General features: G+C 69.6%; 23 protein-coding genes and 1 tRNA gene. 4 read left to right on the top strand and 20 right to left on the bottom strand.

Features of this window, described 5'->3' with window-relative positions; all coding sequences use genetic code 11:
- Positions 1-10: 10 nt before the first annotated feature.
- The 5 genes from MX659_RS08980 to coaBC form a co-directional block, all read right to left on the bottom strand.
- Positions 11-2,455 (bottom strand): sugar phosphate nucleotidyltransferase, encoded by a 2,445-nt coding sequence (locus tag MX659_RS08980; protein ID WP_267193156.1) that lies wholly within the window; start codon positions 2,453-2,455, stop codon positions 11-13.
- 42 nt (positions 2,456-2,497) lie between these two features.
- Positions 2,498-3,175, bottom strand: a complete 678-nt coding sequence (locus MX659_RS08975; protein WP_267193155.1) for a CDP-alcohol phosphatidyltransferase family protein — start codon at positions 3,173-3,175, stop codon at positions 2,498-2,500.
- Positions 3,169-4,119, bottom strand: a complete 951-nt coding sequence (gene corA / locus MX659_RS08970) for a magnesium/cobalt transporter CorA (RefSeq protein ID WP_267193154.1) — start codon at positions 4,117-4,119, stop codon at positions 3,169-3,171. Before corA ends, MX659_RS08975 begins: the two co-directional genes overlap by 7 nt.
- 225 nt (positions 4,120-4,344) lie before the next feature.
- A tRNA-Pro gene (locus MX659_RS08965) sits at positions 4,345-4,421 on the bottom strand.
- A 48-nt stretch (positions 4,422-4,469) separates the two neighbouring features.
- Positions 4,470-5,690, bottom strand: coding sequence for a bifunctional phosphopantothenoylcysteine decarboxylase/phosphopantothenate--cysteine ligase CoaBC (coaBC, locus tag MX659_RS08960; protein ID WP_267193153.1), 1,221 nt, complete (start codon positions 5,688-5,690; stop codon positions 4,470-4,472).
- A gap of 109 nt (positions 5,691-5,799) precedes the next feature.
- Here coaBC and MX659_RS08955 point away from each other — a divergent pair, with 109 nt between their 5' ends.
- Entirely contained in the window at positions 5,800-7,566 is a 1,767-nt protein-coding gene (locus MX659_RS08955) for a 2-oxoacid:acceptor oxidoreductase subunit alpha (RefSeq protein WP_267193152.1), read from the top strand.
- The gene (locus tag MX659_RS08950; protein ID WP_267193151.1) at positions 7,567-8,460 is read left to right on the top strand and encodes a thiamine pyrophosphate-dependent enzyme; all 894 of its coding nucleotides are present in this window, start codon (positions 7,567-7,569) and stop codon (positions 8,458-8,460) included.
- Positions 8,461-8,492: 32 nt separating this feature from the next.
- Here MX659_RS08950 and MX659_RS08945 read toward each other — a convergent pair whose 3' ends face one another.
- The 4 genes from MX659_RS08945 to MX659_RS08930 all read right to left on the bottom strand — a co-directional run bounded on the left by MX659_RS08945 (position 8,493) and on the right by MX659_RS08930 (position 14,304).
- Positions 8,493-9,140: a hypothetical protein gene (locus tag MX659_RS08945; protein ID WP_267193150.1), complete on the bottom strand. Its 648-nt coding sequence runs from the start codon at positions 9,138-9,140 to the stop codon at positions 8,493-8,495.
- Between the two features lie 95 nt (positions 9,141-9,235).
- Entirely contained in the window at positions 9,236-10,453 is a 1,218-nt protein-coding gene (locus tag MX659_RS08940; RefSeq protein ID WP_267193149.1) for a DEAD/DEAH box helicase, read from the bottom strand.
- 282 nt (positions 10,454-10,735) lie between these two features.
- Positions 10,736-11,998 carry a fucose isomerase gene (locus MX659_RS08935; protein ID WP_267193148.1) on the bottom strand — a complete coding sequence of 421 codons (1,263 nt, stop codon included), beginning with the start codon at positions 11,996-11,998 and terminating at the stop codon, positions 10,736-10,738.
- 149 nt (positions 11,999-12,147) lie between these two features.
- Positions 12,148-14,304: a bifunctional diguanylate cyclase/phosphohydrolase gene (locus MX659_RS08930; RefSeq protein ID WP_267193147.1), complete on the bottom strand. Its 2,157-nt coding sequence runs from the start codon at positions 14,302-14,304 to the stop codon at positions 12,148-12,150.
- 84 nt (positions 14,305-14,388) lie between these two features.
- Between MX659_RS08930 and MX659_RS08925 the strand changes: the two genes are divergently transcribed.
- Both MX659_RS08925 and MX659_RS08920 read left to right on the top strand, forming a co-directional pair.
- On the top strand, positions 14,389-14,898 hold the full coding sequence (locus MX659_RS08925; protein ID WP_267193146.1) for a DJ-1/PfpI family protein: 510 nt from the start codon (positions 14,389-14,391) through the stop codon (positions 14,896-14,898).
- 17 nt (positions 14,899-14,915) lie between these two features.
- Entirely contained in the window at positions 14,916-15,452 is a 537-nt protein-coding gene (locus MX659_RS08920; RefSeq protein WP_267193145.1) for a rubredoxin-like domain-containing protein, read from the top strand.
- A gap of 23 nt (positions 15,453-15,475) precedes the next feature.
- Here the strand turns inward: MX659_RS08920 and MX659_RS08915 are convergent, their stop codons facing one another.
- From MX659_RS08915 to MX659_RS08865, 11 genes are all read right to left on the bottom strand, one after another.
- The gene (locus tag MX659_RS08915; RefSeq protein ID WP_267193144.1) at positions 15,476-16,243 is read right to left on the bottom strand and encodes an ABC transporter permease; all 768 of its coding nucleotides are present in this window, start codon (positions 16,241-16,243) and stop codon (positions 15,476-15,478) included.
- On the bottom strand, positions 16,243-17,169 hold the full coding sequence (locus tag MX659_RS08910; protein WP_267193143.1) for an ABC transporter ATP-binding protein: 927 nt from the start codon (positions 17,167-17,169) through the stop codon (positions 16,243-16,245). Before MX659_RS08910 ends, MX659_RS08915 begins: the two co-directional genes overlap by 1 nt.
- Positions 17,159-17,479, bottom strand: a complete 321-nt coding sequence (locus MX659_RS08905) for a PLD nuclease N-terminal domain-containing protein (protein ID WP_267193142.1) — start codon at positions 17,477-17,479, stop codon at positions 17,159-17,161. The genes MX659_RS08910 and MX659_RS08905 overlap by 11 nt, the downstream gene beginning before the upstream one ends.
- A gap of 58 nt (positions 17,480-17,537) precedes the next feature.
- Positions 17,538-18,629, bottom strand: coding sequence for a tRNA-queuosine alpha-mannosyltransferase domain-containing protein (locus MX659_RS08900; protein WP_267193141.1), 1,092 nt, complete (start codon positions 18,627-18,629; stop codon positions 17,538-17,540).
- On the bottom strand, positions 18,610-19,836 hold the full coding sequence (gene thiI / locus MX659_RS08895; RefSeq protein ID WP_267193140.1) for a tRNA uracil 4-sulfurtransferase ThiI: 1,227 nt from the start codon (positions 19,834-19,836) through the stop codon (positions 18,610-18,612). Before thiI ends, MX659_RS08900 begins: the two co-directional genes overlap by 20 nt.
- Positions 19,837-19,910: 74 nt before the next feature.
- Positions 19,911-20,168 carry a DNA-directed RNA polymerase subunit omega gene (gene rpoZ / locus MX659_RS08890; RefSeq protein WP_267193139.1) on the bottom strand — a complete coding sequence of 86 codons (258 nt, stop codon included), beginning with the start codon at positions 20,166-20,168 and terminating at the stop codon, positions 19,911-19,913.
- A complete protein-coding gene (gene gmk, locus MX659_RS08885; RefSeq protein ID WP_267193138.1) occupies positions 20,169-20,762 on the bottom strand; it encodes a guanylate kinase in 594 nt (197 codons plus the stop codon).
- Positions 20,763-20,773: 11 nt separating this feature from the next.
- Entirely contained in the window at positions 20,774-21,082 is a 309-nt protein-coding gene (gene mihF / locus MX659_RS08880) for an integration host factor, actinobacterial type (RefSeq protein WP_267193137.1), read from the bottom strand.
- Positions 21,083-21,197: 115 nt separating this feature from the next.
- The gene (pyrE, locus tag MX659_RS08875) at positions 21,198-21,779 is read right to left on the bottom strand and encodes an orotate phosphoribosyltransferase (protein WP_267193136.1); all 582 of its coding nucleotides are present in this window, start codon (positions 21,777-21,779) and stop codon (positions 21,198-21,200) included.
- Between the two features lie 6 nt (positions 21,780-21,785).
- The gene (gene pyrF, locus MX659_RS08870) at positions 21,786-22,481 is read right to left on the bottom strand and encodes an orotidine-5'-phosphate decarboxylase (protein ID WP_267193135.1); all 696 of its coding nucleotides are present in this window, start codon (positions 22,479-22,481) and stop codon (positions 21,786-21,788) included.
- A gap of 5 nt (positions 22,482-22,486) precedes the next feature.
- On the bottom strand, positions 22,487-23,851 hold the full coding sequence (locus MX659_RS08865) for a hypothetical protein (RefSeq protein ID WP_267193134.1): 1,365 nt from the start codon (positions 23,849-23,851) through the stop codon (positions 22,487-22,489).
- Positions 23,852-23,863 lie beyond the last annotated feature (12 nt).

Raw genomic sequence — 23,863 nt, 5'->3', positions numbered from 1 at the left:
GGAGTCCGCGCTATTCGTCAACCAGCCCCCGAGTTTGTGATGCTTCCACCGTGGCGTCCGACGGGTGCGGCAGCACGAGCGCCCAGCCGTGCTCTTCGATGATGCGCACGCCCTCGGTCATCTCGGACTCGTGCTCCTGCGCCACCTCGGCCATCACCCGCATCACGGCTCCCTTGCGCGTGAACGGGCACGGGACGCTCGCGTGCTTGAGATAGAACGCCGGCAGTCCCTCGACGACCTCGTCCAGCGTGACATCGCGCTGTTCGAGCATCTTGAGCAGCATGCCGATCGTCATGACGGCGTCGTAGGACGCCAAGAAGTCCGGGAACACGAACCCACCTGTCTGCGAACCTGCGAACCCGATCCCGGGGTCGAGGGCCGCGGAGGAGAGCGCGCGCCGCGTCGTGCCCACGCGGACGAGACGGCGGTCGGCACCACAGATGTCCTCGATGACGCGCGAGGCGCTCACCGGCACCGCGAGCCCGCGACCCGTCTCGTCGGTCTTACACCATAGGCATGCCATGGCGTGCAGCGCGGTGTTCGGGTCAAGCACCGTGCCTGAGCCCGTCACCAGCGTCACGCGCTCGGCAGTCGCGTCGATCGAGACGCCGAGCGCCGCGTCGAACGAGCGGACCGCGTTCGCGAGCGCGCGGACCTGCGCGTCGCGCTCCTCGGGCAAGACGCGCGTGCGCTCCGAGTCGACGAACGGGCGCAGGGCCACGAGCTCGACGTCCCAGCCCACGGCGGCCTGCGAAAGCACGAACGACGCAGGGCTGTGGCCCATGTCCACGACGATGGTCTTGCGGTGCTTGACGAGCGGCGTGCCGCCCAGCGCCTCCAGCAGACCGGCCGTGTAGTACTCGAGGGCGCGCGGCGGGTAGAGGATCTCGCCGACATCTTCGAAGAACGCGCGCCGGAACTCCTGGCGGAAGTACAGCCGTTCGACCTTCTTCTCCTGCCACGGCGCGATGTCGATGCCACGCTTGTCATAGAAGTGGATCTCCACGGTCTGCGGGTCCTTCGCCGACGAGCACACGTGGACGCCGCCTTCGCAGCGCGTGTCGCGCGTGGTGAAGCGCGTGACGGCGGGCGATGCCACGCGCAGGTCGCGCACGTGGCAGCCGGTCGCGTTGAGCCCGGCGACGACCGCTCGCTTGATCATCCGGGCCGCCCTGCTCGAGTCGCGGCTGACGACGACGTGGCTCTTGCTCGGCAGGAGCGTCCCGAACGCCTGCGCAGCGTGAAGCGCGACGTCCGGCGTCACGTCGATGTTCACGAGGCCCGCGATGCCGTCTGAGCCGAAGAGCGACCGCATGCCCTTCGACTCCCAGATCAGGGACGACGAGACGATCGCGCCGGCCTCGATGCGCTTGTACGGATAGACCTGGACGTCGTTGTTGAGCACCGCTCCGTGTCCGACCACCGTCTCATCGCCGACAGCGACGCCCGGGTAGATGCGCGTCCGGGCCCGCACGTCCACCTTGCGGCAGAGCACCGCGCCCTCGACGTCAGCGCCGGCGCCGATGAAAGAATCGGACCACACGATCGAATGCGTCAGGTTCACGTCGCTCCCGACGAGGCAGTTATCGCCGATCACGGTGTAGCCGCCGATGCGCGCGCCCTTGCGGATGCGCGCGTTCGCGCCGATGACGACCTTCGAGCCGAGCTCGACGTCGTCGTCGACGTCCGAGCCCGCTCCGTAGTAGACGTCGGTCGCGCTGCGGACCCCCGGTATGTAGATGTGCGCGAGCCCATCGAGCACGTCGCGGTGCGCCTGGACGTACGACTCGAGGCTCCCGATGTCGCACCAGTAGCCGTCCGCCACGAAGCCGTACAGCGGATGCCCGGCCTCCATGAGCTTCGGGAAGAGCTCGGCGGAGAAGTCGTACGGCCGGTCGCCCGGGATGTGGTCGAACACCATCGGGTCGAGGACGTAGATGCCGGTGTTGATGGTGTCGGAGAAGACCTGGCCCCACGTCGGTTTCTCCAAGAAGCGCTGGATGCGTCCATCGTCGTCGGTGATGACCACGCCGTACTCGAGCGGATCCGGCACGCGCTTGAGCACGATCGTCACCGGGCCGTCGTGCGAGCGGTGGAACTCGATCGCTTGCGAAAGGTCGATGTCGGTGAGCGCGTCGCCCGAGATGACGAGGAACGGCTCGTCGCGAAGCGCTTCTTCCGCGTTCTTGACCGAGCCGGCGGTGCCAAGCGGGCTCTCCTCGATCGCGTAGCTGATGCTCATCCCCCACTCGTCGCCGTCACCGAAGTAGTCCTCGATGACGCGGGGCATGAACGCGAGCGTCGCGACGACGTCGGTGATGCCGTGGTGCTTCACGAGTCCGAGGATGTGCTCCATGACCGGCTGATTGAACACGGGGACCATGGGTTTGGGCCTCATGCTGGTGAGCGGACGCAGCCGCGTCCCTTCTCCGCCTGCCATGATGACTGCCTTCACCTCGATGCTCCCTCCTCGCGCAGCGTCATGGGTGGTGCGAAATCATGCATGTCTCGCGAGCGCGTGCGCCGCGGCACGCGCTCGGCTCGTGTACACGCCAGCGGTGATGAGCGAAAGCACGATGCCGACGTACACGAAGTAGATGCCCAACGGAACCTCCGCGCCCGACGTCCCCGGCAGCCACGAAGGCCCGCTCGCCGCGATGGACGGCACGAGCGGCCAGTTCGCGATGAGAGACGAGAACCCTGCGAGGAGCACGGCCGTGGTGACCTTGCCGATGTAGACCACCGGCAGCCGGACGCCTTTGTGCTCGAGCACCCACGAGCCGTACAGCAGGTACACGTCCCGCGCGACGAGCAGCGCGGGGATCCACAGCGGCAGCACGCCGATGACGTACAGCCCGATGACGCCAGAGGCGAGAAGCAGGCGGTCGACGAGCGGGTCGATCACCTTCCCGAGCTCGGTGACGGTGTGCGTCCGCCGGGCGATCTGGCCGTCGACCCAGTCGGTGGAGGCCGCGAGCGCATACAGCCCGAACGCCGCCAGCCGCGAGCGCTCCGACCCGCTCACCAACACCGCGAAGAAGAACGGCACGATGAGCAGCCGCAGGAGCGTCACGAGGTTGGCGACGGAGTAGACGCCGTGCCCTTCGGCGTCGTGACGCTCTGTTGCCTCGGCTTCGTGACGGCCGCGCGCGTCGTTCGGGTCAGGACCTACCACCAGCGCCTCCTCCGGAAGAACCACACCATCCACGCAGCGATGAACGCCATGACGGCGAGCACCGCGAAGTAGCCGTATCGCCACTCCAGCTCGGGCATGTAGCGGAAGTTCATGCCGTAGATGCTCGAGATGAGCGTGAGCGGCATGAAGATCGTCGCGATGACGGTGAGCTGCTTCATGATCTCGTTCATGCGGTTGCTTTGCGCGGACAGGTAGATGTCCATCGCGCCGGTCGCGACGTCGCGGTAGGTCTCGACGCTGTCGATGGCCCGCGCGAGGTGGTCTCCGATGTCCTGGAAGTACATGTACGCGTCGGGCTCGACGAAGGCCTCGAGACGTGCCAGACCGCGCACGACGTCCCGCTCCGGCACGAGGATCTTGTGGAGCTGCACGAGCGCGCGCTTGGCCGCGTACAGGCGCGAGAGGTGTTCGGTGCGCGCGTCTGCGAGCATGGCGTCTTCGAGCTCCTCGAGGGCGTCGGCGATCTGCTCCACCACCGGGAAGAGCGCGTCGACGGCGCGGTCGAGGATGGCATGGAGCGTCCACTCCACCCCGCGCGCCGTGAACGTGGCGGCCTCGGATGCGACGTCATCGACGGCCTTGATCGCTTCGCGGTGGACGGTCACGAGGTGCTCGGCGCCGAGGAACACGTCGAGCTCGTGGGTCGCCACGCCGTCTTCGTCGAGCAGAAGCGGAACGAGCCAGATCGCGAAGGTGGAGTCCGGGTACACGTCGATCTTGGGCCGCTGCGGGAAGTGCAAGCAGTCCTCGATCGCGAGCGGGTGCATCGGGAAGCGCTTCGCTAACGCGAGGAGCGTCGGCTCATCGGGGTCGAGCACGTCCGCCCAGACGACGGCGTCCGGCGGCAGCGTCGCGAGCGCGTCGAGGCCTCCTGCTCGCAGCACGCCGTCTTCGATCCAGCGCACGGTGACAGCAGCCGACATCGCCACCCCCAGGAAGAACGCGGAAACGCCAGGAACCGGCGCTCACAGGATAGCAGAAGGCGCTGACGTGCGGCCAAACGCGAGGGGCACGGGGGGCGATGCTCTGGAGAGCGCAGGTCGCACAGACGCAGAATCCTGGGCTCTTCGGCTTGCGCACCGACTCCGAAACGAGGAGGAGGCGGCACCGGAGAGGCCTCCGACACCGCCCCCTACCTGGGGTTTTGCTGGTCGGGCTGACAGGACTTGAACCTGCGACCCCTTGACCCCCAGTCAAGTGCGCTACCAAACTGCGCCACAGCCCGTCTCGCTCCAAGAGCGGCTTATCATACTACGGCTCCTCGCGGACGCCTTCAAGTGCCGAGCCGCTCGCTGCGGATGCGCGCGACGCGGTCGAGCAGCTCGCGTGCGATCGCGCGCTTGCCCATCACCGGCAGCTCCTCGGCGGCGGTCGCCGTCACGAAGATCACCCGGTTCGCGTCCGTGCCGAACCCGAGCTCGCCGGAAACGTCGTTGGCGACGACGAGGTCGCAGCGCTTCGCGGCCAGCTTGCGCCTCGCTTCGGCGACCGGATCGCCCGTCTCGGCCGCGAATCCGACGACCACACGGCTTCCGTCGTTCAAGGCGCCCAGCTCCGCCAGGACGTCCGGATTACGCTCGAGCTCGATCGCCTCGGGCAGCGCGTCTTTCTTGAGCTTGCCGACGTACGCGCGTGCCGGTCGCACGTCGGAGACGGCGGCCGACGCGATGACGACGTCCGTGTCCGGCCAGGCGGTGAGCGCCGCATCGCGCATCTCCGCGGCGGTCGTCACACGGACGACACGCACCTCGAACGGGTCTGGAAGAGCGGTCGGGCCGCTTATGAGCGTGACCTCGGCGCCACGCCGCGCGGCCTCCTCGGCGATGGCGTAGCCGGTCTTGCCCGACGAGCGGTTGCCGATGAACCGCACCGCGTCGATCGGCTCGTAGGTGGGCCCGGCCGTCACGAGCACGCGGACGCCGGCGAGGCCGTGCACGCGCCGCGCCTCGGCTTCCACCGCATCGGCGATGTCCTCGACGGCGGCGAGGCGGCCCTCCCCCACGTCGCCGCACGCGAGCTCGCCCGAGGCGGGCGCCACCACGACGAACCCACGAGCGCGCAGCGCCTCGACGTTGTGCTGCGTGATGTCCTTGCGCCACATGTGGACGTTCATCGCCGGCGCCAGCACCACCGGCGCTTCGGTGGCGAGCACCGTCGTGGTCAGAAGGTCGTCCGCGCGTCCGTGCGCGATCTTCGCGAGCACGTTGGCCGTGCACGGCGCGACGACGACCACGTCGGCCTCCTGCGCGAGCGAGATGTGGTGGACCGGGTCGCCGGGCTCATCCGCCCACAGCGAGGTCGCCACCGGCTCGCGCGTGAGCGTGCGGAACGTGAGCGGCGTGACGAACCGTGTCGCTGCCTCCGTCATGACGACCTTCACGCGGAACCCGCGCCGCATGAGCGTGCGCACGAGCTCGCACGCCTTGTACGCGCCGATCCCGCCGGTCACGCCGACGAGCACCGTCTGCTGCTTGGCAGTGTGCTTGGTCGCCACGGCTCCTCCTTCACCGCACAAGGATACACCGCTCGGACCGCGGCGGCGCGAACCGCGGTTCGGGGAATAACCACACCTGAACGCACGCAGCGACCGCGAGGAGGACCGCATGCCCGCCACGCCTGCCGAGCTTCGCGTCCGCATCGGAGGCGAAGCGGGCTTCGGCATCAAGGCCGCTGGCCAGATGCTCGCCCGCACGTTCGCGCACGAGGGGCTCGAGGTGTTCGACCTCACCGAGTACCCCTCGCTCATCCGCGGCGGGCATAACACCTACCTTCTGCGGGCGAGCACCGAGCCCGTCTACTCGCACGTCGAACCGGTGGACGTGCTCGCCTGCTTGAACCGCGAGACGCTCGACCGGCACCACGCCGAGGTCGTCGATGGCGGGGCCGTGATCTTCGACCCCGACGACTTCGATGCCGCGACAGTCCCGCAGCGGTTGCGGTCAGTGCCCGTGCCGCTCACCGCGATGGCCCGCGAAGCAGGCGGCAAGATCATGCGGAACACGGTCGCGCTCGGCGCGGTCCTCGGCGTCGTCGGCTTCCCCCTCGATCCGCTCGGCGACTCCTTGCGGCAGCAGTTCGCACGCAAGGCGCCCGAGGTGGCGGAGAGCAATATCGCTGCTGCGCGTGCAGGCTACGACGCGGCGCGCGCCGCATGCCCGGACTTCTTCGTGCAGCTCTCGCCCGCGCCTGGCGCGCCGCCGCGGCTGCTCGTGGACGGCAACGAGGCGATCGGCCTTGGAGCGCTCGCCGCTGGCATCGGCTTTTACGCCGCGTACCCGATGACGCCCGCCTCCTCGCTCCTGCACTTCATGGCGGCGCACGAGAAGAGCGCCGGCGTCGTCGTGAAGCACACCGAAGACGAGATCGCAGCGATGAACATGGTGGTCGGGGCCGCGTTCGGCGGCACGCGTGCCATGTGCGCGACCTCTGGCGGCGGCTTCGCGCTCATGGTGGAAGCGTTCGGTATGGCCGGCGTGAGCGAGAGCGCCGTCGTGGTGGGCGTCTTCACGCGCCCCGGGCCGGCCACCGGCATGCCGACCTGGACGGAACAGAGCGACCTGCGTTACGTCATCCACGCCGCACAAGGCGAGTTCCCGCGCGTGGTGCTCGCGCCCGGCGACCGCGAGGACGCCTTCCGCCTCACCTGGCAGGCGTTCAACCTCGCCGACCAGCTCCAGACGCCGGTGGTGATCCTCGGCGACTCGTACCTGTCTGACAACCGGCAGACCGTGCCCTTCTTCGACCTTGACGAGGTGACCGTCGAGCGCGGCAAGCTCATCGCTGAGGGCGACGTCGCCGACCACCCCGAGGCGCTCGGTCCCGACGGGGTCTACCTCAGGTACAAGGTGACCGAGGACGGCGTCTCGTGGCGAGCGCTGCCGGGCGTGCGCGGTGCGCGGCAGCTCGCGAACTCGTACGAGCACGACGAGCGCGGGTTCGGCGCCCTGGGCGAGGAGGCTGCTGTGCGCCTCGCGCAGAACGAGAAGCGGATGCGCAAGCTCGAGCTCGCCCGCGCGATCGTCCCGCCGCCGGCGCGGTTCGGCTCGCCGCCGGAGGAGGCCGACATCGGGATCGTGCTCTTCGGCACGACGAAAGGCCCCGCACGCGAGGCGGCTCGCATGCTTGCGCGCGAGGGCGTGCGCGTGGCGATCCTCCAGGTGGTGACCCTGTGGCCGTTCCCTGCCGAGGAGGTGGCGGCCTTCATGGACGCGGCCCGCAGGACGGCCGTCGTGGAAGGCAACCTCACCGGGCAGCTCGAGTCGCTCGTCCGCGAGCACGCGCTGCGCGAACCTGACGCTCGGCTGCACCGCTACGATGGGCGGCCGTTCTCGCCCGAACAGATCGCGCGGTTCGTGAAGGAGGTGCTCTAGATGCTCACCGCAGCCGACCTGGAGCGCGGCGCGCTCAAGCCGACCTGGTGCCCGGGGTGCGGCAACTTCGGCATGTACCGCGCGCTCAAAGAGGCCATCGAGGAGCTCGGGCTTGCTGCCGAGGAGCTGGTGATGGTGTGGGGCATCGGCTGCCACGGCAACGGAGCTGATTTCTACAACGTGCAGGGCTTCCACGGGCTGCACGGCCGGGCGCTTCCGCTCGCCACGGGCATCGCGCTCACGAGGCCGGACCTCACCGTCATCGTGGAGATGGGCGACGGAGACGGCTACGGCATCGGCGGCAACCACTTCCTGCACTCGGTGCGCCGAAACATCGACCTCACCGCCATCTTCCACAACAACCAGATCTACGGCCTTACCACCGGGCAGGCCTCACCCACGTCGGACCAGTTCATGCGGACACCCTCGACGCCGGGTGGCGTCATCGAGGAGCCGGTGAACCCCGTGGGTGTCGCGGTCGCGCAAGGCGCCACCTTCGTCGCGCGCGGCTTCGCAGGCGACATCCCGCACCTGAAGGAGCTCTACAAGCGGGCGATCCAGCACAAGGGCTTCTCGCTCGTCGACGTCTACCAGCCGTGCGTGACGTGGAACAAGGTCAACACCTTCTCGTGGTTCCGCGAACGCATCTACAAGGTCGAGGACCTGCCCGACTACGATCCTCGGGACCGCACGAAAGCGTTCCACCTGTCGATGTCGACGTTCCACGAGCTGACGTGCGCGCCGGACGAGTGCCGCATCCCGATCGGCGTGTTTTTGGAGGATCCCGACTCGTTCACCTACCAGGACGGACTGCCGCAGCTCGACCGCCCGATGTTCAAGCACGCCGAGCGCCCGCGGGACATCACGCAGGCGCTCGAACCGTACCGCGTGTGAGGCACGGGCGTGACCTGCGTCGGCTGCGCAGGCTACTTGTAGACCGCGCCGGTCGCAGCGTCGACGTAGACGTGCGTGTCAAGACCATCAGCGCCGGGACCGTAGACGTCCCAGTAGGCAGCGCACGACTCAGGGACCTCCCTGGCCTTCGTGACGAACTCTGCGCGCGTGTCGTACAGCGACATGCTCTTGACCTCGGCGATGCCCGTTTCCTTGGCGATCCGCACGGCGTCCACGCTGTCGATCTTCCAGACGTCGGACAGGCCTGGCGTCTCGTAGGAGAACCCGCCTCCCCCTCCTTCTGGATACATCGCAGGTTGACCGTCCTGGAGGTAGAAGACGCTCATCTGTTTCTTCGACGCCGAGGCGAACCACACCCTCCAGAGCCCCGACACACCTTCAGCGATCGAAGGGTCCTGCCCAGGACGCCCGGACTCCATCTTGTAGGGACGCGCATCGCTCGCCCAGGACACCGCCTTCGACGTCACGAGGTCGACGAACTCCTTGGCCGCATATGCACCGGGTCCCGACTGCCCAGACGAACCGCTCGTCGCAGCTGTCGGCGGCTGGCCTGAGGTTCCGCTCGTCGCCCCCGCGTCGTCTTGAGCGCAGCCCACCAGAGCCCACGACGCCAGAAGGACTGCGCACACGACTGCAGCCAACGTCACGTGCCTTCTCATCGGTCATCCCTCCCCACAGATGATCGCCGTGTCGGCGAACGACTGAAGACACGGTGATTATACGACCGCGAGAACCGTCTCTGGGAGGGTTGTCGTCAGCGCCTGCGAGCTCGACCCCGACCTCTGCTTGAGCTGAAGACCGTCCGTACGGGCTTCGACGCGCTTCGCGCGGGGTTCGGGACGATGCGGCCATCAGCGTAGTCGAATCCGTCCGCGTCGCGGCACTCAAGCACGGAGCCGATGGCGAGCTCGATCTCGCGGAACACGCCGTGCTCTTCTGGCGCGAGCAGCGAAAGCGCCATGCCGGACTTGCCTGCGCGGGCCGTGCGGCCGATGCGGTGCACGTAGTCTTCCGGGGTGTTCGGCAGATCGTAGTTCACCACGTGGCTGACGTCGGCGACGTCGATGCCGCGTGCGACCACGTCGGTCGCCACCAGAACGCGCACACGGCCGCGCTTCAGCCCGTCGAGCGCGCTTTGGCGCTGGCCCTGCGAGCGGTCGCCGTGGATGGCCGCGCTTTCGATGCCGCTGCGGCGAAGTGCCGTGGCGACGCGGTCGGCGCGATGCTTGGTGCGCGTGAACACGATGATGCGCTCTGGACGGTGGCGCTCGATCAGGTGCACGAGGAGCTGCGTCTTCTGTTGAGCGCTTACGGGATACACCTGTTGCTCGATCGCCTCGATCGGCGTGGTGGCGGGCGCGACGTCCACGCGCACCGGCTCGTGCAGCGTCGAGCCGACGATGCGCAGCACCTCCGGCGTCATCGTGGCCGAGAACAGCAGGTTCTGGCGAGCAGCGGGCAGCACGGCGATGATCGTGCGGACCTGCGGCCAGAAGCCCATGTCGAGCATCCGGTCGGCCTCGTCGAGGACGAGCACCTCGACGTGGGTGAGGTCCGCGGCGCCACGCTCCATCAGGTCGATGAGGCGGCCCGGGGTCGCGACGAGCACGTCCACGCCTCGCCTGAGCGCCTTGAGCTGGGGCTCGTAGCCGACGCCGCCGTACGCGACCGCCACGCGATGGCCGGTGTGCGCGGCAGTCCGCTGCGCGACCTCGGCGATCTGCACCGCGAGCTCGCGGGTCGGCGTCACGATCAGCGCGCGCGGGCCGCCGGGGGCCGCCTGGACGCGCTGCATGATCGGCAGCACGAAGGCCGCCGTCTTGCCCGTGCCGGTCTGAGCGCAGCCGACGACGTCGCGGCCGGCCAGGACGTGCGGGATGGCTTCACGCTGGATGGGGGTCGGGCGCGTGTGACCCATGGCCGCCACGGCCTCGAGCAGGCGTGGCGAAAGACCCAGGTTGTCGAAACTCAAAGAGTCTCCTTCCTCGTGCGCCGTGTCGGGTCGCACTGCGAGCAGACGCAGTCGTCCTGGCACATCACGAGGAAAGCGGCGGACCACCGAGTCTTGGGTGGGCGTCCGCTCGACGCGGACGCTGTCATTGGAAGCATCATACACCCTTCAGCGCGCAATAGCGAGCGAGCGGGGGCGGACCGGAGTTCGACACGTCGATGACGCTCCCGTGCGCATCGGTGCGATAGGCGTACGGCGCCTCGGTCGTGCTGATTCTCAGCGGCAGGCAGCAGCAGGCCCGCCTCACGCCGCTCCTGCCCCCGGCCGCACCATGTCGTGCCAGGCACGGAAACGGGCCGCGTGCCGGCCGCGCACGACCACCAGGTGGTTGCCGAGCGGCGCGCGTAGAAGCTCCCCGACGTCGCCGTCCTCGACGCGGACCGTGACCTGCGTGCGGCAAAGGTCCTCCGCCTCCCCTGTAGCCACGATCTCGCCCTCCGCGATCCATGCGCGCTCGAGCATCGCACCGCCGATGCGCAGGAGGGTGACCGGCCCGAGCGGCATCGCGCCTTGGATGCCGACGCCCAGCCCGGACTCGAAGTGGGAGCGAAGCCGGTAGCTCTCCACGATCGAGAGCGGGACCGTGCAGTGTGCGAGGACGATCTCCTGCCCCTGCTCGTCGACGCGGGCCGGATTCGCCATCCACGGCGTGGCGCCCACGAGGTGCTGCGCCCACAGCATCGCGATGGTGCTCGGCACGTCACCTTCGCACCCGGCGATGACACCCTCGTCGATGAGCGCGGCAAGCGCAGCGCAGCCGGTCGTCCTCGACCTCAAGACGAGGTCGAAGCAGCGCACCGTGAGCGCGTCGAGGTCATATTCGCGCACGATACCGCGCAGCGCCGCAACGACCCGGCCGGCTTCCAGCAGGTCGTGCTCGCTCGGCTCTACGCACGCGCGTGCGCCCGCGCGCAGGCGGTCGGCCTCGGCGAGCGCAGCGACATCCGGCGTCGCCGCCACCGCGTCGAACAGCCGGGCGATCGGGACGTCCACGAGCTCGGGGCCCCACGACGACCGCACGGTCTGCGCGTCCGGCATGCTCGCCACGAGCCAGTCGGACGGCTCCCCCACCCGCCCGACGCGCGCCCCCGCGAACACGCGGGCCACCGCCACGCCCTCGGCGGCTTCCGCAAGCGTGCGTCGGCCGGCGTCGTCAGCAGGCCCGCCAAGGTAGACGACGCGCCCGGCGGACCCGTCGCGCTGCAGCCGAGCGAGCGTCTCGAGCGACGCCGGAAGCGAGTTGTTCGACGGGTGCGCGATGAGCAGCACGGGATCGACGACGCCGCGCGATCGGAGCTGCTCGACGGCCCCAAGCACGATGCCTTCGGTGCCGCCCGTGGCCACGAAGAACGCGACCGGGAGCTCGCTCGCCTCGTCGATCGAGCCGAGACACGTGCCGCCCGCGTCCTCGAGCAGCGGCCCGTACGGCCCCATGATGCGCTCGACGGTGGCCGGATCGTCGGCGAGCACCGACGCCTCCGGCAGGTACCCGAACCTCGCACCCATCGTTCCTCCTCCGTGCTCGTGCAACGCATTTTCGCCCGCACCCGTAACCTCGCGCCCGACGCGAGCGTTTCTTGTGTGTGTCAGCATCCCCCTCAGCTGACACTCCTTCGTGCCGGCCCTCCCCTCGGCCGGCACGCTCTTTTTCCACATCACATCGGCGTCTTGCGACCCATGAGCGCGATGAACGCTTCGGCGATCTCCGGGTCGAACTGCGAGCCGATGCAGCAGTCGATCTCGTGCAGCGCCGCAGAAGGCGACATCGCGAAGCGGTACGGACGCTCGGAGGTCATCGCGTCGAACGCATCGCACACCGCGAGCAGTCGCGCCTCGAACGGGATGCGCTCACCGCGCAGTCCGTCGGGATAGCCCGTACCGTCGTACCGCTCGTGGTGGTGCCGCACCCACGGCGCGACGTCGTCGAACCCGCTCGATCGCACGATGCGCTCGCCGAGAACGGGGTGCTCGCGCACGTGCATGACCTCGGCGGCCGTGAGCGGACCTCGTTTGCGCAGCACCCGATCAGACACGCCGATCTTGCCGACGTCGTGCAAAAGCGCGGCGATCTCCAACCGCCTGACGTGCTCATGCGGCAGCCCGAGCTCGCGCCCGAGCTCGGTCGCAAGCAGCGCGACGTTCTTTGAGTGGAACTGGGTGGCCGCATCGCGCGCATCGACCGCGACCGCGAGCGCGCGCACGGCGCGCACCTGGGTCTCGACCTCGAGGTGCTCGATCTCGTCTTTGGCGTCGAGGGCGGTGATGACCTTCGGGTCGTACACGGCGAATCCGCCCCGGTCGTGCCGCTTCGCCCAGAAGAGCGAGCCTGCAGCACAGCGCATGAGCTCGCCACGGCCCCCCGCGTGCACCGGGTACAGCGCGATGCCCGCAGTCGCCTGCAGCGGTGCGCCTGACGGCCCTTTCACGGCACGGATCTCCGAGAGCGCGCGCACAACGAAGCGTTCGGCGTTCTCGAGCGACGCTCCGCCCATGATCACGGCGAACTCGTCGCCGCCGAGCCGTCCGACGACGTCTGAAGAGCGCACGGCGCACGCGATAGCATCGCCCGCCGCCTTGAGGGCCGCGTCGCCCGCTTCGTGCCCGCACTCCTCGTTCAGGCCCCTGAAGCCGTCGATGTCGAACATCACGAGCGCGACGGTGCCGCCGTTGCGATCGGCGATGTCGAGCTCGGTCTGAAGCGCGTCCTGGAACGGCCGGTACGCGAGCAGGCCGGTCACCGGGTCTGTCGAGAGCATCGTGAGCAGCCGCCGGTTCTCAAGCACGGCGAGCGCCTGCCGCACTGCCACGACAGCAGCGATCGCGCCGCCGAGCACGAACAGCGGGCCGCGGTAGCCGTCAGGCACGCTCGTCGCACCAGCCGCTATCGAGAAAACCACCGAAGCGGTGAGGCCGAGCGGGATCGCGGCCGCCACCGCCACGTGCGACCGCGGCATCCGCTGCGGCAGCGGCAGCACGCTAGCGGACGGTCGCACCCCTTCGTGCAGCCGCGCCAGCATGCCAGCGAATGCGAGCGACATGCCTGACATCCACGCGACCTCGATGGCGGCGTCCCACGCGCTCGTCTGCCGAACCATGGTTCCGTACAGCCACGCGGGCCAGAGCGTCGTCGCCAGCGCATACACCCACAGACCGCCGAGCACCCGTCGGAACCACGGCTCGGGCGAGGAGGCGACATCGAGCCCGAAGTTCGCGGCGACGGAGATGAGGAGCAGCGCCCCGAGACCGCTGTACGCCGCAGCAGCGACGCCTTGCGCGCACGTGAAGACGCCCTCGCGGGAGAGCGGGACGACGACGAGCACGAGCACGACCGCGACCACGGAAAGCGCCACACCGACCGCGTCGATGCCGTGCCGCACCCGAGCGAGCGTGCTGTACGCGCGCAGGTCGGCGGCGCGGGCGAGCGCAGCGATCATCATGACGGCCGCTGCCACCGTGAGGACCTCGGCAGCGACAGGCCATCCGGACTCGATGCGCGCGCCGAGCACGACGCGCGCGCTCACGAGCGTCTCGCTCGTCGCGACGAGCACGATCGCTGCAGCGAGCGCGCGCAGCAGCCGACGCTCATGCGCGGCCGCCTTGAGCGCGATGAGGACCGACGAGATCCCGGCCGCCCAGAACGGCAGCAGGTACGCGGCCTGACGCACGGGTTCGAGGCGCTGGTCCGGAGCGGACACGCTCAGCACGAGATAGGTGCCGGCGAGCAGGAGCCACAGGGCGACGAGCGGCGCTATCGGCCGCACAGATGCCGTGCGCGCCTCTGGGCGCTGCGCTGCGGTCGCCTCAGCGTCCATTCGCCGCCTTTCGTCGGTCGAACGAGCGTGTCAGAGCCGTGCCATACTATAGCGTACACGAGGACAAGGGCTTTGGAGGGCACGATGAAGCGCGTTGTCATGGTGGTCGCGCCGCAGCAGTTCCGCGACGAGGAGTACGAGCACCCGCGCGAGGTGCTCCGTGCGCGCGGCGCCGAGGTCGTCACCGCGAGCACGCACGCTGGCGAGTGCATCGGCCGGTTCGGCGCGAAAGCGCAAGCCGACGCGGCGATCGGCGAGGTCGACCCCGAAGAGTTCGACGCCGTGCTCTTCGTGGGCGGAGCGGGCTCGGCGGTCTACTTCGACGACGAGCGCGCGCACGAGCTCGCCCGCAGCATCGCGCAGCGCGGCGGGGTGGTGGCAGCCATCTGTATCGCGCCGAGCACGCTCGCGCACGCGGGGCTGCTCCGCGGCAGGCGAGCGACCGCCTACCCGACGCAGAAAGACGACCTCGTCGCACACGGCGCGACGTGGTCCGACGGCCCGGTCGAGGTCGACGGGCGCATCATCACCGCCAACGGCCCGGACGCCGCGCGAGCGTTCGGTGAGGCCGTCGCCGACGCACTGGGCCTGTAAGACCGAAAGGAGCGACGATGCAGCTGAAGATGTACCGCTGCCGCATCTGCGGCGAGACCTACCTCGGGTACGAGGCGCCCGAGAACTGCCCGTTCTGCGGTGCGCACAAGGAGTACCTGGAGGCGCCCGAGAAGTACGACCCGGCCATCAACGCGGTTGCGCTCACCGAAGTCGAGCGGGCCGACCTCGAGGCCTCGATCGAGCTCGAGCGCTCCAACACCCGCTTCTACCTCGGCATGGCCGAGCGCAAGGACAACGACACGCTCCGGTCGGCCTACAAGCGTCTGGCGCGCATCGAGGCGGAGCACTGCTCGCTGTTCTGCAAGCTCGCCGGCGTCCCCAAGCCCGAGGACCTCACGGTGCCAGGCGAGACCACCGGTTCGTGGGCGAGCGACATCGAAGAGTCGTTGCGCCGCGAGAACCGCGCGAGCTCGCTGTACGCGACCTTCGCCGAGCGTGCGACGAACCCCCGGCTGAAGGAGGTCTGGGACGCGGTGAGCGCCGTGGAGGCCGACCACATCACGCTCGACGAGCTCGCGAAGCAGTACCTGTAGGCCGCCGCGGGCCGGAGCCTCGGCTACAGCTCCTTATGAGCGAACAGAGCGGCGGCCGCGCCGAGCGCTGCTGCCGAGAGGAGCGCTGCGGCCGCAAGCGGCCACGAAAGCGGCGGACGATCGCCTGCGAGCAGCGCGCCCGGGGCGCCGATGAGCCCTGCGGGGGTGTGCTCGACCGCCCAGCGCGAGAGCGACGCGATGCTGATGGCGGCGTAGACGCCGATTCCGACGCCGGCCGCGCCGCTCGGGCTTTGCACAAGCACAGACGCGAGCGTCATCACCGCCACGAGGAAGAGCGCCCACGCGAGCCACGCCGCCGTCGGCTGCACGATCGGCCGCAGCGGAGCCTCGCCGAACACGGCGAGCGTCACGGCCCAGGTGGCCGCAGCGCCGAGGAGCGTCGTGGCCGTCACGAGCACGGCGTTCGCAGCGGCCTTCGCGAGCACGAACGCGGGGCGTGAGACGGGCTTCGTGAGCACCATGATCGCTGTGCCTGACCGCACCTCCGAGGCCACCGTCCCGCCGAGCATGATCACGAGCGCGAAGGTGACGATCTGGGTGAGGTTCTTCACCCACTGCGCGTAGGCGTCCTTCCAGGTCGGTTCCGGCAGGCGGATGACGGCGCCGCCGAGCTGCTCGCTCGACATCGATCGCAGGATCTCCGGCATGACCTTGGCGAGCACGGGACCCGTGAGCGCGAACACCACGACGATCGACGGCAGCACCCAGATGCGCCAGGTGCGCGCGATCTCGCGGAGCTCCTTGAGGAAGAACGGCCGGAACCCCCGCATCACGACGCTCTTTCCACGAGCTCGACGAACACGTCTTCGAGCGTGGGCTCGACGGTCTCGAAGCGCACGAGACCGGCGCCTGCTGCCGCCACGATCGCGGGCACGTCGCGCTGCGCGGACCCCGGGTCGCTCACGGCCGCCTCGATGCGCGCGCCAATGCGCGTGACGCCGCGGCACCACGCCGCCGCTGCCACCGCTCGCTCGACGCGCTCGACGTCGCCCGCGACTTCGAGCGCAACCTTCCGGCCCGCACGCGACCGGATCTCGTCGACGCTCGCGTTCGCGACGACGCGTCCCCGGTCGAGGATCGCGACCTCATCGCACACTCGCTCGGCATCCGAAAGGATGTGCGTCGAGAAGAACACCGTCGCCTTGCCCGCGAGCGCCTCGATCATGTCGAGGACCTCCTTGCGGCCGATGGGGTCGAGCGCCGAGGTCGGTTCGTCGAGGACGAGCAGCGCAGGAGCGTTCATGAGCGCCTGAGCGATGCCGAGCCGCTGCTTCATGCCGCGCGAGTAGCCGCCGATGCGCGTGCGGACGCCGGCAAGCCCGGCGGCCTCCAGAAGCACGCCGGCGCGCTTTTTCGCGACGCTGCTTTCAAGGCCGAAGAGCGACGCCACGAACGCGAGGTACTCCTCCCCCGTCATCCACTCGTAGAAGGCCGGCACGTCCGGCAGGTACCCGACGCGCGACGACACCTCGAAGCCTGCGCTCGTCACCTCGCGGCCGAGCACCCGCACCTCGCCTGAAGTGGGGCGCGCAAGCCCCGTGAGCAGCCGGATCGTCGTCGTCTTGCCTGCGCCGTTCGGGCCGAGGAAGCCGAAGATGACCCCGCTCGGGACGCGAAGGTCCACGCGATCGAGCGCCACGACGTCGCCGAAGCGCTTCGTCACACCAGCAAGCTCGACGGCGGCATCAGTCGTCATCGCTCGCCTCGCCGCTCCCGTAGAGCATCTTGGCTGCGCGCGCCATCGTCTCGCCGGCCACGCCAGCGCCAGGCTCCTTTGCAGCGACCTCGGGAGTCCGCCCGACGGCCAGGAACACGACGGCTCCGATGAGGTTCACGAACAGGATGATGAGCACCCACGGCCACTTCTTGCCCAGCCTGATGCGCTCCGCAGGTGTGCGCGCGAGCACGATGAGCGCCGCCGCCTCCACGCCGATCTGCACCGCGCCGAGCACGACGAACGCCGCTCGCACCGCTGTCGGAAGGTCCGCCCACGAGGTCTGCATCATCACGCGCTCCTTCGGTCGCCCGCGTCGCTCAGCGGGAACGCCTGCAGTTCCGGGCCCGTCATCGCACGCTCCCTCGTTCCGCCACCGATTCGAACACCTTCCGGTACTCCGGCGCGAGCCGCTGCACCGTGAACGGCTCGGCGATGCGCCGCGCGGCGCCTGGGGCCGGCCGGTCGAGCACGAGCGCGCGCAGCCGGGCCACGAGCTCGTCATGGCTGCCGTAGCGGTGCTCCGCCGGATAGAGCTCGGGGTACGCAAGCCGGTCGGGCACCACGGGCCAGCATCCAGCGTAGCACGCCTCGACCATCGCGAGCCCGAAGAACTCGTTGCGCGCGGTGGACACCGCAACGTCCGCGCTCGCGAGCAGCGCTGCATACGCGTCCCGGCCCTTAGGCTCGCCGAGAGCGGCCAGGCGCGATCCGAGACCGGCGGCCATGCGCTCGACCTGCTCGCGCGTGTCGCGGAACGCCTGTCCTGCCACCGCGACCTCGAAGTCGAGCCCCTCGGCGGCCAGCTCGTGCACGGCAGCGAAGAACGCCTCCGGGTCCTTGTCGTGCTCCCACCGGTGCGGCCACACGATGCGGACGCGCTCGCCCCGGCGCGCCGCGTGCGCGTCGAACGGACGCGGGTCGAACGGCGGCGGGAGCACGGCCGACTTCGCGGCGATCCGCTCCGGCACGCCGCGTGGCACGAAGTCAGGGAACTGCTTGAGGAACGGCCCGATGCGCTCCACGAACCCGTCAAGGTGCCACTGGGTGGTGAACAGGCACGCGTCTGCTGCAAGCGCGCTCGTGATGTTCGTGAGCGGGAACTGGAAGTCCCACTCGGCCTCGTGCCGCACCGGGTACATGAGCTGGTTCTCGTGAAAGTACACGACGCTCGGCACGCCGTCGAGCGCGGGGCGCGACAGCGCCAGGAGCTCCGGCAGGTTCACGAACGTGCTCGCGTACACGAGGTCCCACCGCACGCCGGACGCGTGCAGCCTCGCGACCTCCTCGGCCATGAGGATCGCCGCGCCGCGCATCCGCCACTTCCACTTCCGCGCAGGCAACGCGAGCAGGTCGTGCTCCCACCCGAGTTCAGGCAGGAGCGCGTCCAAGACGGCCTTGTGCGAGCCGCCGAAGTACGGCTCAACGATAAGAACGCGCATCGTCCGACGAAGGCCAGGCGCGCGGAGCGCGGTACACGGGGCTCGCGAAGTCGATCCACCGCATGCTGGAGACGGCGTCGCTCACCATACGCTCGACCTCAAGGAGAGATTCAGCAGCGTCGACCTCCTCGATGCGCGCGTGCGTCTCGGGCGTGCGCGGCATGAACAGCGTACAGCAGTCCGTCTGCGGGCGCGTCGAGATCTCGAACGTGCCGATCCTGCGCGCTTCTGCCGCGATCTCCTGCTTGTCGCTGCCGATGAGCGGACGGAACACCGGCCGGCGCGCCACGGCGTCGATGGCCGCGATGTTCTCGAGCGTCTGCGAGGCGACCTGCCCGAGCGACTCGCCGGTCACGAGCGCTTTGGCGCGCTCCTCATCGGCGATGCGCTCCGCGACGCGCACCATGAGCCGCCGGTAGAGCAGCACCCGCAGGTCCGGGGGCGCGGCAAGCGAGATCTCCCGCTGCAGGTCGCCGAAGCGCACGACGTAGATGCGTCCGAGACCGCCAGTGCGCTCCAGCACGCGCCCGATCTCCGTCACCGCTTCCTCGGAGCTCGCGTCGGTGTGCGGGCGTCCGGAGAAGTGCACGCCCACGACGACCGCGCCACGACGGATGATGCGCCATGCCGCCACGGGCGAGTCGATGCCTGCCGACAGCAGCGCCACGACACGCCCTGCGCTCCCGGCCGGAAGCCCGCCGGGGCCTTGCACCTTGCGCGCGTACACGAACGCCTGGTCGTGCACGACGTCGATGTGGCAGGTGACGTCGGGGGTCGTGAGGTCGACTCCGAGCCCGGTCTCACGCCGTACCCGCTCCCCCACCCGACGGGCGATCTCGACGCTCGGCTCGGGATGGTCGGTCGCAGACCGGCGCGCCTTGATCGCGAATGTGCGCGCGCCGTCGGCCGCCGCTCGCGACACGGCCGCGACCGCCGCTTCCTCCATCGCGCGCGGCTCGCGCGACACGACGAGCGCCTCGGCCACGAACGCGACCCCGGGCACCGACGCGAGACGCTCGATGGCGGCTCCGGGATCCTCGTCTTCCAACGGCACGACGAGACGGCTCGCCACGATGCGGATGCGGCGAGCGTCCGGCCACCCGAGCGCGAAGGCGAGGTTCTCTTGCAGCCTGCGCTCGAAGGTGCGCTTGTTGTGGCCCTTCAGCCCGATCTCGTGGTAGTGGACGAGCGCTGCGTGCGATGCCATGGCGCCCCCGAGAACGTGACGCGCCCTCGAGCCGACGGCACGGGGCGCGCGCGGATCCCGACTGCCGTCGAGCGCTACTTGTAGCTCTCGGCGGTCCGGACGTAGCCGATGTCGCCGTTCGCGATCTCCTCGAGCGCGATCGACAGCGGCTTGGTCTTGGTGAGCTGCGCGATCTGCGGCGTCTGGATCGACTGCAGCGCGAGCGTGGCCTGGTCGCGGATGCCGCGGACCATGTCGTTGATCTGGCGGGCGCGGCGCGCGGCCACGATGCACAGCGTGTACTTCGAGTCGACCTTCGACAACAGCAGGTCGATGTCCGGTTCGATGACCATCTACGATCGCCTTCCTAGGAGGGATTCTGCGATGCCCACGAGCTCGTCTGCGGCTCGGGCGACGTCGTCGTTTTGTACCACATAGTCGTATGTCCCCACAAGCGCGAGCTCTCTTTCGGCCGTCTTCAGGCGCGCCGCGATCTCCTCGTCGGACTCGGCCCCGCGTTTGCGGATGCGCCGCTCCAGCTCCTCGAAAGACGGAGCGACGACGAAGACGCACACCGCGTCGTCGACGAGCCGGCGGACCTGCTGGGCGCCTTGGGGATCGATCTCGAGCACCACGAGCCGGCCCTCGGCGATCTTCTTTTCGACGTCGCTTCGGAGCGTCCCGTAGCGGTTGCCGTGCACCTCCGCCCACTCGAGGAACTCGCCGGCCTTCACGAGACGGTCGAACTCCTCGGGCGAGACGAAGCGGTAGTCGACGCCGTCCACCTCGCCGGGGCGGGGCGGCCGCGTCGTCGCCGACACGGACACCCACGCCTCGGGAACGCGCTCGACGAGCCGGTCGACCAGCGTGCCTTTCCCAGCGCCTGACGGGCCAGAGATGATGAGCAGCCGACCTCGCGGCCTCTGCGCGCTCGTGCGCTCGGTCACGCCGTGCTCGATCAGCCCAGACGCTCCATCAGGCCCTCGCGCTGGCGAGCTCCCAGACCCTGCACGCGACGGCTCTCGGAGATCTCGAGCTCCTCCATGATCTTCTGGGCCTTGGCGCGGCCGAAACCGGGCAGGCTCTCGAGCAGAGCGGAGACCTTCATCCGGCCGATGACCGGATCGTCGGCGCGCTTCATCACCTCGGCGAAGCTGATCTCGCCGCTCTTGATCTTCCGGCGCAGCTCGGCGCGCTCCTGGCGGGCCTTCGCGGCCTTCTCGAGCGCTGCTTTGCGGTCTGCCTCGGACAGCTTGGGCAGGGCCATCGTTCCTCCTCGTGACTCGAACCGACCGGACACGGCGCACCGTTCATGTCGGTGCGCGAAACGGACGCACGGCGAAGATACTACCTGTGACCAGCGAGAATGCCAAGCGATTTCGCTACAGCCGCCTGCTTCCGGGCGAGTACAGCGGCACGCCGGCGGCGCACAGCGCGCACGAATCCGGCTCCCAAGAGTCGACCTCGAGTCGAAGAAGAGGGTACAGCGGGACGTCGAAGACCTTCGGCCCGCCGCGGTCGATGATGGACGTCACGGCCACCGGCTCCCCGCCGGCCTCGCGCACCAGTCCGATGACCTCGGCCACCGATCCGCCCGTCGTGACCACGTCTTCTACCACCAGCACCCGCGCGCCCGCTGGAACCGAGAAGCCGCGCCGGAAGGTCATCGCGCCGTGCTCCCGCTCGCTGAAGATGAACTTCACGTCGAGCGCCTGCGCGACCGCAAACCCGATGATGATGCCGCCGACTGCCGGCGCCGCCACGAGGTCGATGCCGTTCACCGAAACGCGCTCGGCCATCGCCTGCGCAAGCCGCGTCGTGAGACCCGGGTCTTCCAAGACGCGCGCGCACTGCACGTACGTGTCCGAGTGCCGTCCGCTGGTGAGCTGGAAGTGCCCGCTCAAGACGGCGTCGGCCTGCTTGAGCGCCTCCAGCACCTCGGTTTCGGTCATGCCTGCGGCCATGCGGCCTCACTCCCCTTCCACGATGCGTTCGAGCGCCGCGACGGGATCCGGCGCGGCAGTGATCGGACGGCCGATGACGAGGTGCGACGCGCCGGACCCGAGCGCGGCTTCCGGCGTCGCGATGCGCGCCTGGTCGTCCGCAGCGGCCCACGACGGCCGCACGCCTGGCGTCACGACGAGGGCGTCCGGCCCGAGGAGCGCACGCATCGCGCGGGCCTCGCTCGGCGCGCACACCACGCCATCGCACCCGTTGTCGCGCGCGAGCGTGGCCAGAAGCTCCACCTGCTCGGCGGGCGGCCGTGCCACGCCCACGGCGGCGAGCCCCGCCGCATCCATGCTCGTGAGCACGGTGACCGCCACGATCGACGGCCGAACCCCGCCAGTCTTGGCCGCCGCGGCCGCCTGCGCTGCGGCAGCGAGCATCGCTGCGCCGCCTGAGGCGTGAACGGTGAGCATGTCCGCGCCGACGTGCGCGAGCGCCCGGACGGCGCCTGCGACCTGGTGCGGGATGTCGTGCAGCTTCAGGTCCACGAACACGCGGTATCCGAGGCGCTTGAGCTCCTCGACGACCGCCCGCCCGCCCATCGCGTACAGCGTCAGCCCGACCTTCATCCAGCCGACCCTGCCGGCGAGCGAGCGCGCCACCTCGAGCGCCCGCTCGGGGTCGTCGTAGTCCAGCGCAACGATGATCTTCTCGCGCACGGTCCTCACCTTCCGAACAGCGTTGGGCGTTCTTCCAAGCCTTGCCACAGCGTGTGGCTGTTCGCGCCGTACTCGTTCATGCGCTTCACGACGAGCCGCTGCGTGCCGTCGTCGGTGACGTCGACGTACGCCTGGACGAGGAGATGCCGCTCGGAATCCCAGGCAGGCACGCTGTCCGGCTGCTGATCACGGCCCAGCGAGAGGTCGAAGGCGCCAGACTCGCCGATCCGGTACACGGACCCGCCGACCCACCAGACCATCCCGTGCTCGCTCGCTCCCAGAGGCCCCCATGCCATCGGCATCGCCAGGACTGTCGCGTCGATCCTGGACGCATCGTCGTCGAGCGAACGCTTCGTTGCGCCGTCTGGGGAGACGGCGAGCCTGACGATCTGGAGCGATGCACTCCACGTGCCGTCCGAGGTGGAGGACGCGGGGTCGGACGACCACGACGGCTCGATCCACACCAGCACGTCCTCGTTCGGATCCCACATCGCTGCCGGGGCCAGCCCCAAGGCGGGCACCTCTTGAGAGCTCACAGGCCGGCCCGTGGACGGGTCGACGACGTGGATCATCCGGACGGGTCGGTACGCCGCCGGCCTGGCCGCGATCTCGTCGGGATCCTCGGGCAGCAGCTCCTCCACGGCGAACCAGCGGCCAGAGGGCGACCAGCCCACCGGCACCAGCGTGCGCTCTGCTGAGACCGCACCCAGCGCTTCTGTCGTCGACGGGCTGCCGCCCGTCGGTCCGAACGCGAGCCGCGACGGCCCTGCGCCGAGCGTTCCGTCTCCCGTGAGGAAGGCCGAAACGCCTCCGGGGCCGGCGATCGGCTCCCACCTCTGCTCGGACGGCGCCTCGTGCGGCGCGCGTTCGTCGAGCCGCCAGACGAGCAGCTGCTCCGGTACGTGGTCGAAGGTATCGCCAAGGCCGTCTGCCGTCAGACCGGCTTCGGGATCGACCTTCTCGATCCACACGACCGGGGCGACCGGCTCCACGAAAAGCGCCCGATAGCCCTCGAGCACCCGGCTGCGGCCCTCGGCGACGTCGATGGCGACGACGACCGGCACGCCTGCGGCCGTCGCGTGCTGCACGACGACGTACCGTCCGTCGCCGGTCGTCCGCGCCACGGTGAGGTATCCGCTCCCCGCAACGGCCACGTCCTGGTCGAGGACCGTCTCGCTCTCCGGACCACCGAAGACCGCATCCAGGGCCTTGAACGCGTACCTCACGCCGAGAGCGCATTGGCCGACGATGACGAGCGCGAGCACTGCGTAGAGGACGCGGCGGCGCCGGGTCAGCGCGGGAGGCGGTGGTGTCGGCACCGGGAGAGGCGCCGGCTGCACCGGCCTGGCAACCTGGCTCTCGTCGCTCATCTGCCTCGTCTT

It is taken from the genome of Parvivirga hydrogeniphila, from assembly GCF_023371205.1.
Taxonomy (GTDB): Bacteria; Actinomycetota; Coriobacteriia; order Anaerosomatales; family Anaerosomataceae; genus Parvivirga; species Parvivirga hydrogeniphila.
Note: the sequence above shows the minus strand (reverse complement) of the source record. Positions and strands in the feature narration are given on the sequence as shown.